The organism is Streptomyces sp. SID8352 (assembly GCF_009862265.1).
In the GTDB taxonomy this organism is placed as follows: domain Bacteria; phylum Actinomycetota; class Actinomycetes; order Streptomycetales; family Streptomycetaceae; genus Streptomyces.
In genome coordinates this window covers 1-10,564 of sequence record NZ_WWGX01000079.1, presented here as the reverse complement: position 1 = coordinate 10,564, position 10,564 = coordinate 1, and the positions used below count along the sequence as shown (strand labels likewise).

7 protein-coding genes are annotated in these 10,564 nt (G+C 75.2%); 4 read left to right on the top strand and 3 right to left on the bottom strand.

What is annotated here, in order from left to right; all coding sequences use genetic code 11:
• Positions 1-2,254 (top strand): ATP-binding protein (locus tag GTY84_RS24355; protein ID WP_161228531.1); only part of this gene is annotated, 2,254 nt, incomplete at its 5' end.
• Between the two features lie 59 nt (positions 2,255-2,313).
• Here the strand turns inward: GTY84_RS24355 and GTY84_RS24350 are convergent.
• Positions 2,314-4,764: a Tex family protein gene (locus tag GTY84_RS24350; protein WP_161228530.1), complete on the bottom strand. Its 2,451-nt coding sequence runs from the start codon at positions 4,762-4,764 to the stop codon at positions 2,314-2,316.
• Between the two features lie 260 nt (positions 4,765-5,024).
• Complete coding sequence (locus GTY84_RS24345; RefSeq protein ID WP_161228529.1) at positions 5,025-5,780, bottom strand: enoyl-CoA hydratase/isomerase family protein; 756 nt, start codon at positions 5,778-5,780, stop codon at positions 5,025-5,027.
• Positions 5,781-6,057: 277 nt separating this feature from the next.
• On the opposite strand from GTY84_RS24345, the gene GTY84_RS24340 reads away from it, so the two are divergent.
• A complete protein-coding gene (locus GTY84_RS24340) occupies positions 6,058-6,510 on the top strand; it encodes an ATP-binding protein (protein ID WP_161228532.1) in 453 nt (150 codons plus the stop codon).
• Positions 6,511-6,674: 164 nt separating this feature from the next.
• Here the strand turns inward: GTY84_RS24340 and idi are convergent, their stop codons facing one another.
• Positions 6,675-7,286 carry an isopentenyl-diphosphate Delta-isomerase gene (gene idi, locus GTY84_RS24335; protein WP_161228528.1) on the bottom strand — a complete coding sequence of 204 codons (612 nt, stop codon included), beginning with the start codon at positions 7,284-7,286 and terminating at the stop codon, positions 6,675-6,677.
• 683 nt (positions 7,287-7,969) lie between these two features.
• Between idi and GTY84_RS24330 the strand changes: the two genes are divergently transcribed.
• Together GTY84_RS24330 and GTY84_RS24325 are read left to right on the top strand one after the other, a co-directional pair.
• A complete protein-coding gene (locus tag GTY84_RS24330) occupies positions 7,970-9,787 on the top strand; it encodes a DUF5941 domain-containing protein (RefSeq protein ID WP_161228527.1) in 1,818 nt (605 codons plus the stop codon).
• The gene (locus GTY84_RS24325; RefSeq protein ID WP_161225954.1) at positions 9,784-10,536 is read left to right on the top strand and encodes a phosphocholine cytidylyltransferase family protein; all 753 of its coding nucleotides are present in this window, start codon (positions 9,784-9,786) and stop codon (positions 10,534-10,536) included. Before GTY84_RS24330 ends, GTY84_RS24325 begins: the two co-directional genes overlap by 4 nt.
• Positions 10,537-10,564: the final 28 nt, after the last annotated feature.

Sequence of the window (10,564 nt, the reverse complement as noted above, 5' to 3'; positions counted from 1 at the left end):
CCCCGGCTCGCGCAACGCCAAGCGCTGGCAGGACGTGGAGGAACTGCTCGCCGCGGGCATCGACGTGGTCTCCACCGTCAACATCCAGCACCTGGAGTCCCTCGGCGACGTCGTCGAGTCCATCACCGGGGTCCGCCAGCGCGAGACCGTGCCCGACGAGGTGGTCCGCCGCGCCGACCAGATCGAACTGGTCGACATGTCGCCCCAGGCGCTGCGCCGCCGCATGGCCCACGGCAACATCTACCGGCCCGACAAGGTCGACGCCGCGCTCTCCAACTACTTCCGCCCCGGCAACCTCACCGCCCTGCGCGAACTCGCCCTGCTCTGGGTCGCCGACCGGGCCGACGAGTACCTCACCGAGTACCGCAGCCGCCACCGGGTCGCGGCGATCTGGGGTTCGCGGGAGCGGATCGTGGTCGGGCTCACCGGCGGCCCCGAGGGGCGGACCCTGATCCGCCGCGCGACCCGCCTGGCCGAGAAGGGCGCCGGGGGCGAGGTCATGGCCGTCTACGTCACCCGCAGCGACGGCCTGACCGCCGTCGCGCCCGAGGAACTCGCCGCCCAGCGCACCCTGGCCGAGGAACTGGGCGGCACCTTCCACCAGGTGGTCGGCGACGACATCCCCACCGCCCTGCTCGACTTCGCCCGGGGCGCCAACGCCACCCAGATCGTCCTCGGCGTCTCCCGCCGCAGGGCCTGGCAGTACGTTTTCGGCCCCGGCGTCGGCGCCACCGTCGCCCGCGAGTCCGGGACGGACATCGACGTCCACCTCATCACGCACGACGCCATGGGCAAGGGACGGGGACTGCCGGCGGCGCGGGGCGCCCGGCTGGGCAGGTCCCGGGTGCTGGCCGGATGGCTGACCGGTGTGCTCGGCCCCGCCCTCCTCACCCTCCTGCTCACCGGCGCCGCGCCGCCCGTCGGCCTCGCCAACGACATGCTCCTCTACCTCGCCCTGACGGTGGCCGCCGCGCTGGTCGGCGGGCTGCTCCCGGCGCTGGCCTCCGCCGCCGTCGGCTCGCTGCTGCTCAACTGGTACTTCACCCCGCCCGCCCGCGCGCTGACCGTCGCCGACCCGGAGAACATGGTCGCCATCGCCATATTCGTCGGCGTCGCCGTCGCCGTGGCCTCGGTGGTCGACCTGGCGGCCCGCCGCGCCCACCAGGCGGCCCGGCTGCGCGTCGAGTCGGAGATCCTCTCCTTCCTCGCCGGGAACGTCCTGCGCGGCGAGACCAGCCTCGAAGCGCTCCTGGAGCGGGTGCGGGCGACCTTCGCCCAGGAGTCGGTGGCCCTGCTGGAACGGGAGACGGAGACCGCCCCCTGGACCAGCGCGGGCAGTGTGGGCCCCCGCCCGGAGGGACCGCCGGAGCCCGGGGACGTGGACGTCCCGGCCGGGGAGAACCTGCTCCTGTCGCTGCGCGGCCGGGTCCTGCCCGCCGCCGACCGCCGCGTCCTCGCCGCGTTCGCGGCGCAGGCCGCCGTGGCGCTGGACCAGCAGCGGCTGCGGGAGGAGGCGGGCCGTGCCCGCCGGATGGCCGAGGGCGGGCGGATCCGGACCGCCCTGCTCGCCGCCGTCAGCCACGACCTGCGCACCCCGCTCGCCGGGATCAAGGCCGCGGTCTCCTCGCTCCGCTCCGAGGACGTCGAGTGGTCCGAGCAGGACCGGGCCGAACTGCTCCGGTCGGTGGAGGAGGGCGCCGACCGGCTCGACCAGCTCGTGGGCAACCTGCTGGACATCTCCCGGCTGCGGACCGGCACCGTCACCCCGCTGCCGCGCGAGACCGACCTCGACGAGGTGGTCCCCATGGCGCTGGTCGGCGTGCCCGGGGACGGCGTCGACCTGGACATCCCCGAGACGCTGCCCATGGTCCACGTCGACCGGGGCCTGCTGGAGCGAGCCGTCGCCAACGTGGTGGAGAACGCGGTCAAGTACAGCCCGCCCGGCTCCCCGGTCCTGGTGTCGGCCAGTGCCCTCGGCGACCGCGTCGAGCTGCGCGTCGTCGACCGCGGCCCCGGCGTCCCCGACGAGGCCAAGGACCGCATCTTCGAGCCTTTCCAGCGGTACGGGGACGCCCCGGCCGGCGCGGGCGTCGGCCTGGGCCTCGCCGTGGCCCGGGGCTTCACCGAGGCCGTCGGCGGCACCCTGCGCGCGGAGGACACCCCGGGCGGCGGGCTGACCATGGTGCTGGCGCTGCCGACGGCCCGGCCCGCCCCGCCCCGGCCGCCGGAGCCGCGGGACACCGTCCCGGGCTGAGCCGCGCGGCCGGGGGCGGACCGGGCCTGGCCCGCCTCCGGCCGCGCCGGCGGCGGCGGCTACGCCAGCCCGGCCCGCCGCAGCGCGTCGGCCATCGCCCCGTTCGCGGCCGGTGCCGCACCGGAACGGCCCTGGCCGCCGCCCGAACGGCCCTGGCCGCCGCCCGAACGGCCCTGCCCGCCGCCTCCGGACCGGCTCTGGGCACCACTCCCGGAACCCTGCCCGCCGCCCCCGGAGCCCTGGCGCTGCTGCCGCTGCTTCGGCGGACGCCCGCCCGGCCGGCGTCCCCGCTGCTCCTCGCCGCCCGGCGCCGCCTCGTCGTCCAGCCGTAGCGTCAGCGAGATCCGCTTGCGCGGGATGTCGACGTCCAGCACCTTCACCCGGACGATGTCCCCGGGCTTCGCCACGTCCCGCGGGTCCTTCACGAACGTCCTCGACATCGCGGACACATGGACCAGCCCGTCCTGGTGGACGCCCACGTCGACGAACGCCCCGAAGGCGGCCACATTGGTGACGACGCCCTCCAGGACCATCCCGGACGCCAGGTCGGAGATCTTCTCCACGCCCTCCTTGAAGGTGGCCGTGCGGAAGGCCGGACGCGGGTCGCGCCCCGGCTTCTCCAGCTCCCGGAGGATGTCCGTGACCGTCGGCAGACCGAACGTCCCGTCCACGAACCCGTCCGGCCGCAGCGACCGCAGCACCGCCGTGTTGCCGATCAGCGCGGCCACCTCCTGCCCGGTCGTGCTCACCATCCGGCGCACCACCGGATACGCCTCCGGGTGCACGCTGGACGCGTCCAGCGGGTCGATGCCGCCGAGGATGCGCAGGAAGCCCGCGCACTGCTCGTACGCCTTGGGCCCGAGCCGCGACACCTTCTTCAGCTCGGTCCGGGACCGGAAGGGCCCGTTGGCGTCGCGGTGCGCCACGATGTTCTCGGCCAGCCCGGAGGTGATCCCGGAGACCCGGGCCAGCAGCGGCGCCGAGGCGGTGTTGACGTCCACGCCCACACCGTTCACACAGTCCTCGACCACCGCGTCCAGCGAACGCGACAGCTTCACCTCGGACAGGTCGTGCTGGTACTGGCCGACGCCGATGGACTTCGGGTCGATCTTCACCAGCTCGGCCAGCGGGTCCTGGAGACGGCGGGCGATGGACACCGCGCCGCGCAGCGAGACGTCCATGTCCGGGAGCTCCTGCGAGGCGAAGGCGGAGGCCGAGTACACGGAGGCGCCCGCCTCGGACACCATCACCTTGGTGAGCTTCAGCTCCGGGTGCGCGGCGATGAGGTCACCGGCCAGCTTGTCCGTCTCGCGGGACGCCGTGCCGTTGCCGATCGCGACCAGCTCGACCGCGTGCTCCCTCGCCAGCCGGGCCAGCTTCGCGAGCGACTCGTCCCACCGGTTGGCCGGGACGTGCGGATGGATCACGTCCGTGGCGACGACCTTGCCCGTCGCGTCCACCACGGCGACCTTGACGCCGGTGCGGAAGCCGGGGTCCAGGCCGAGCGTGGCCCGGGTGCCCGCCGGGGCGGCGAGCAGCAGGTCCCGCAGGTTGGCCGCGAAGACGTCGACCGCCTGGTCCTCGGCCGCCGTGCGCAGCCGCAGCCGCAGGTCGATGCCGAGGTGCACCAGGATGCGGGTGCGCCAGGCCCACCGCACCGTGTCCTTCAGCCACCGGTCACCGGGCCGCCCGCGCTCCGCGATGCCGAACCGGTGCGCCACGATCCCCTCGTACGAGGACGGGCCGTCGGTGGGCTCCTCGGGCTCCAGGACGAGGTCGAGCACGTCCTCCTTCTCGCCGCGCAGCATCGCCAGGACCCGGTGCGAGGGCAGCGCGGTGAACGGCTCGGCGAAGTCGAAGTAGTCCGCGAACTTGGCGCCCGCCTCCTCCTTGCCCTCCTTCACCCGGGCCGTGATCCGCCCGCGCCCCCACATCCGCTCGCGCAGCTCGCCGATCAGGTCGGCGTCCTCAGAGAACCTCTCGGTGAGGATCGCCCGCGCCCCGTCCAGGGCGGCCTGCGGATCGGCCACGCCCTTGCCGGGGTCGACGAACGCGGACGCCGCCTCCGACGGGTCCGCCGAGGGGTCGCCGAGCAGGCGCTCGGCCAGCGGCCCGAGGCCCGCCTCCCGGGCGTTCTGCGCCTTGGTGCGCCGCTTCGGCTTGAACGGCAGGTAGACGTCCTCCAGGCGGGCCTTGGTCTCCGCGCCGTGGATGCGCTCCTCCAGCTCCGGGGTGAGCTTGCCCTGCTCGCGCACCGAGTCGAGGATCGCCGCCCGCCGGTCCTCCAGCTCCCGCAGGTAGCGCAGCCGTTCCTCGATCGTGCGCAGTTGCGCGTCGTCGAGGGTCTCGGTCGCCTCCTTGCGGTAGCGGGCGATGAAGGGCACCGTGGAGCCGCCGTCGAGCAGCTCCACCGCGGCCCGCACCTGCCGCTCCCGTACGCCGAGTTCCTCGGCGATCCTGCCTTCGATGGAGCCCGCTGCCTCTGAGCCGCTGGACCCGGGTGTCGTCACGATCCGGTACCGCCTTCTCCACTGGGGTTGCGCGGCAATTGTGGCAGGTGATGGCGGCGAACGGGGGCCAGGGCGGTGTCCCGGCCGGTCGCGTCCGGCCCGGCCCGACGGTCCCCGGCCCGTCGGCACGGACGCGCCGGGAGCCCGTCCGGCGCGTGGGGGAGCGCGGACGGCGGGGGAGCGCGGCGGGGTGCGGGGCCGGGGCCCGCGGCCGGTGTGCGGCGCATCGGCGCCACCGTGGAAAGGGGGCGGCGCGTGGGTCAGCCCGGCTCCGTGGCCCGCCAGCCGAACCGAGGGGCGCGGCGCTCCAGGAAGGCGGCGACGCCCTCGGCGGTCTCACCGCTGCGGTGGGCCTCACCGGCCCAGTACGCCTCCCGGCCGACGCGGCCGTCCGCGAACTCCTTCGCCGCGCCCTGCGTCAGCGCCGAGCGCGAGACGAGGGTCCGGGTGAACTCCGCCACCCGGTCGTCGAGTCCGCCGCCCGGCAGCACCTCGTCCACCAGACCCGTGCGCAGCGCCCGCCCGGTTTCGATCAACTCGCCCGAGAACAGCAGGTACTTGGCGGCGGACGGGCCCACCAGCGCCACCAGCCGCCGGGTGGTCGACGCCGGGTAGACCACCCCCAGCTTCGCGGGCGGCACCCCGAACAGCGCCCCCTCCTCCGCGAACCGCAGATCGCAGGCGGCCGCCAACTGGGCGCCGCCGCCCACGCAGTGGCCGCGCACCGCGGCCAGGGTCGGCCGGGGGAAGGCCGCGAGGGCCTCCTCGGCGACGACGGCGAGCGCGGTGCCCTCCTCGGGGGAGTCCCGCAGCGAGGTGAGGTCGGCCCCGGCGCAGAAGGTGCCGCCCGCGCCGGTGAGCACCAGCACCCGCACCGCCGGATCGGCCGCCAGCTTCTCCAGCAGCACCGGCAGCGCCCGCCACATCGCCGCCGTCATGGCGTTCCGTCTGGCGGGGTGGTCGATGACGACGGTGGCGACCGAGTCGGCGATCCGGTGCGTCAACTGGGGCTCCATGGAACGGATGGTAGCCGCCGGGCGCGCGGTTCCCCACGGCCGGTGCCCCGCTCACGCGGTCGGCGCCTCGGCGGGTGCTTCGCGTTCCGCGCGGCGGCGCCCCGCGGCCGTGACCGCCGCCGCGCGACAGGAACAGTCCCGCTGCCGCCCGGGACGGCCGGGGACGGTCAGTTTCGCTCGATACCCGCCGACTTGCGTTCAGTCTCCCGGGCCGGGCCCGGGCGTTGCCAACACTCGGGGCGTGGTGACAATCGAGCCCAAGGGCGGCGACCGGACAATGGACGAGACCGGGCCCGCGCCCGCGCAACCACTGCCGTACGAGGGGGTCTGGCGTTTCACCGCCCCCGCCGTCGACGCCTCCGTTCCGCAGGCCCGGCACGCGGTGCGGGACCTGCTCCGCCGGCAGCGCGTGCCCGTCAGCGAAGAGGTGGCGCACGGGCTGCTGGTGATCGTCTCCGAGCTGGTCACCAACGCGGTCCGGCACGCCGCCGTGCTGTCACCGGTGCTGGCCGTCGAGGTCGCCGTCGGGCCGGTGTGGGTCAGGGTCTCCGTGGAGGACGACCACCCCTACCGCCCGACCGCCCTGGAGGCCGACCACGGGCGGACCGGCGGGCGCGGGCTGCTGCTGGTGCGCGAGATCTCCGTGGAGGCCGGCGGCGCCTGCGACGTCGCCCACACGGCGAGCGGCGGCAAGGTGATCTGGGCCGCCCTGCCGCTCAGCCCGCACTGACCCGCGCCCACCAGGGGGCGGCGCGGCCGGCACCGGTGACGGAACGCGCGCGGCGGGGCCGGGCGAGGGCGGGACGGGGGAGAGCGCGACGGAGGGGGCGGGACGGGGAGGACGGGAAGGGCGGGGACCGGAGGGCCAGGAGCCCCGCCCCGCCCCCGCCGGGCTCACCAGCCCGCGGTCGGCCCCGTCAGCTCGCGCACCGCCGGACGCGCCGCGTCCAGCACCGTCATGAACCACGCCGAGAAGGTGTCCCGGGCGTGCCGCTCGGCCAGCTCGGCGGGCGTGGCGTAGACGATCCGCGCCACCTCCTCCGGGTCGGGCCGCGGCGTCCCCTGCACCAGTCCGACGAACAGGTGGTTGTACTCCTGCTCCACCAGGCCCGACACCGGGTCCGGGTGGTTGTAGCGCACCGTGCCCGCCGCCGCGAGCAGCGAGGGCGAGACCCCCAGCTCCTCGTGGGTCCGCCGGGCCGCCGCCGCGAACGGCGCCTCCCCCGGGTAGGGGTGGCCGCAGCAGGTGTTGGACCACACACCGGGGGAGTGGTACTTGCCCAGCGCCCGCTGCTGGAGCAGGAGGCGGCCGCGCTCGTCGAAGAGGAACACGGAGAAGGCCCGGTGCAGCAGGCCCGGCGGCTGGTGCGCGGCCAGCTTCTCCTCGGTGCCGATCGTCGCGCCGTTCTCGTCGACCAGTTCCAGCAGAATCACGTCCGCGGTGCCGTTCGACGTGTCCGACGCGTCCGGTGAACGGTGCGTCGCGGTGGCAGGTGTGATCGGCATACCCATCCTTCGCTTCGGTCCTCGCGCCCCAAGTGTGCCGTACCCGTGCGGCAGTCCCGGCCCTTTCCGGCGCACCGCATGTCCCGCGCGCCACGGCGCGGGCGCGACCGCACCGCAGGGACACCGGGATATGGGGACCCGATGGATGATCGTTCCCGGGGCCGCCGCCCCGGAACCGTCCCGGGCGCGCCCGGGGGAGCACGACGGTTGCCAGGGCGCGAACACCCGGCGCACTCCCAGGACCACGCGCCCCCCGATGGCCGGGCGCCGCGCGTCGTCCCGCCGCCCGCGTGCGGGAGGGCCGTCGTCGGGAGCCGCACCATGGCGCGGCCCGGAACCCGCCGCCCGCACGCCGGAGCGCCCGCCCCCGCCGTCAAGGCCGCGGGTGCCGTCCGCCCGTCCCGCGCCGCACCGCCCCGACCTGGGTGAATACCGGGCGGAACGGGCGGTTCCAGGGCCGCCGGGGCCGGTGTGGTTTGTGGGCCGGGGCCCCCATCCACAATGATGATCGCGGCGAAGGCGGGTGCACACGACGCCGACCGACCGTGAAACGGGCGGTGAACACGGTGTTCGAGCCATCCGATAGCCTCTGCCGACATGCCGCCCGGGAGCCGCAGGCACGGGCGTTCCACCATGCACGGTCCCCGGCGCCCAGGCGTCGGCATCCAGGGAGATGAGTTCGGTTGTCGACCGCCATCCTCACCGGTCCGCCGGTTCCCGGTTCGTCGATCGAGGGCGATCTGCGGGCCCTCGGCTTCGACGTGCGCCACGCTCCCGACGCCGCCGGGACCGGCGCGCTGCTGGCCGCGGTCCCCGCCGGGGAACGGGTCGCCGTGGTCGACGCCCGCTTCGTGGGCCACCCGCACGCCCTGCGCCTCGGCCTCACCGACCCGCGCTTCCCGCTCGCCGCCGTCCCCGGCGCCGTCACCGCCCGGCCCGACGCCCGCCCCGCGCTGGCCCGCGCCCTGGCCGGGGGCGACGCTCCCGGCGGCGGCACCGCGCTCGCCGTCGACTCGCTCGCCGACCGGGTCACCGCGGCCCTCGACGCCGACGGCGCCGCCGTGCACCGGCCGGAGCTGGGCCGCCTCGTCGCCGCCGTCCCCGCCGACCCCCAGACCCGCAACGAGGCCCGCCAGGCCGTGGCCTCCGTCGACGACGAGGCCGTACGCCTGAAGTCCGCGGTCAAGGCCCGCGACGGCTTCACCACGACCTTCCTCATCAGCCCCTACTCCCGCTACCTCGCCCGCTGGTGCGCCCGCCGGGGGCTGACCCCCAACCAGGTCACCACGGCCTCGCTGCTGACCGCGCTCATAGCGGCGGGCTGCGCCGCCACCGGCACCCGCGGCGGCTTCGTCGCCGCCGGCGTGCTGCTGATCGCCTCGTTCGTCCTCGACTGCACCGACGGACAGCTCGCCCGCTACTCCCTCCAGTACTCCACGCTCGGCGCCTGGCTCGACGCCACCTTCGACCGCGCCAAGGAGTACGCCTACTACGCGGGGCTCGCCCTCGGCGCCGCCCGAGGGGGCGACGACGTCTGGGCACTCGCGCTGGGCGCCATGGTCCTCCAGACCTGCCGGCACGTCGTGGACTTCTCCTTCACCGAGGCGAACCACGACGCCACCGCCAACACCAGTCCCACCGCAGCCCTCTCCGACCGGCTGGACAGCGTCGGCTGGACCGTCTGGCTGCGCCGCATGATCGTCCTGCCCATCGGCGAGCGCTGGGCCATGATCGCCGTGCTGACCGCCGTCACCACCCCCCGCGTCACCTTCTACGCGCTGCTCGTCGGCTGCGCCCTCGCCGCGACGTACACCACGGCGGGCCGGGTGCTGCGCTCGCTGACCCGCCGGGCCGTGCGCACCGACCGGGCCGCCGTCGCCCTGGCCGACCTCGCGGACTCCGGCCCGCCGGCCGGGGCCGCCGCCCGCGCGCTGGCCGGCCCCGCCCGGCGGGCGCCGTCCTTCACCGCCCCGGCCGTCGCCCTGCTGGGCGGCGCCCTCGTCGTCGGCACCGCTGCCCTGACCGGCTTCGGCGGGCCCTGGCCGGTCCTCGCCGCCCTCGGCTACGTCCTCACCTCCGGCCTCGCCGTCGCCCGCCCCCTCAAGGGCGCCCTCGACTGGCTGGTCCCCCCGTTCCTGCGCGCCGCCGAGTACGGCACCGTCCTGGTCCTCGCGGCCCGGGCGGACGTGGACGGGGCCCTTCCGGCGGCCTTCGGACTCGTCTCCGCGGTCGCCTACCATCACTACGACACGGTCTACCGCATCCGCGGTGACGCGGGCGCCCCCCCGCACTGGCTGGTGCGGGCGATCGGGGGCCAGGAGGGCCGCACCCTGCTGGTCACGGTGCTGGCCTTCCTGCTCACCGCCACCGGTTTCACCGCCGCGCTCACGGCACTCGCCGTGGCCGTCGCCCTCGTGGTGCTCCTGGAGAGCATCCGCTTCTGGGTCGCCGCCCACCGGGGCGGCGCACCCGCCGTACACGACGAAGGAGAACCCGCATGATCGGCCTCGTGCTGGCCGCCGGCGCCGGCCGGCGTCTGCGCCCCTACACCGAGACGCTGCCCAAGGCTTTGGTGCCGGTGGGTCCGGAGGGTGCGGAGGAGAGCATCACGGTGCTGGATGTGGCGCTGGGGAATTTCGCGGAGGTCGGGCTGACGGAGGTCGGTGTGATCGTGGGGTACCGCAAGGAGGCGGTGTACGCGCGCAGGGAGGCGCTGGAGGCGAAGTACGGGGTGCGTCTGACGCTGATCGACAATGACCGGGCGGAGGACTGGAACAACGCGTATTCGCTCTGGTGCGGTCGGGAGGCGCTGGCGGACGGGGTGATCCTGGCGAACGGTGACACGGTGCATCCGGTGTCGGTGGAGCGGACTCTGCTGGCGGCGCGGGGTGAGGGGCGTCGGATCATTCTGGCGCTGGACACGGTGAAGTCGCTGGGTGAGGAGGAGATGAAGGTCGTCGTGGACCCGGAGAAGGGGGTGCGGCGGATCACGAAGCTGATGGATCCGGCGGAGGCGTCGGGTGAGTACATCGGGGTGACGCTGATCGAGGGGGGTGCGGCGGCGGATCTGGTGGACGCGTTGCGGGTGACGTTCGAGCGGGATCCGCAGCTGTACTACGAGGACGGTTACCAGGAGCTGGTGGACCGGGGTTTCCGGATCGACGTGGCGCCGATCGGCGAGGTGGAGTGGGTGGAGATCGACAACCACGAGGACCTGGCCAGGGGCAGGGAGATCGCGTGCCGGTACTGACGCGGCTCATCCCGTCACCGGTCGTCGT

Bases quoted from the DNA above. Each gene is read 5' to 3' on its own strand.
- GTY84_RS24345 (WP_161228529.1), bottom strand. From the start codon at position 5,780: ATGGAGCCCCAGTTGACGCACCGGATCGCCGACTCGGTCGCCACCGTC.
- GTY84_RS24340 (WP_161228532.1), top strand. From the start codon at position 6,058: ATGGACGAGACCGGGCCCGCGCCCGCGCAACCACTGCCGTACGAGGGG.
- idi (WP_161228528.1), bottom strand. From the start codon at position 7,286: ATGCCGATCACACCTGCCACCGCGACGCACCGTTCACCGGACGCGTCG.
- GTY84_RS24325 (WP_161225954.1), top strand. From the start codon at position 9,784: ATGATCGGCCTCGTGCTGGCCGCCGGCGCCGGCCGGCGTCTGCGCCCC.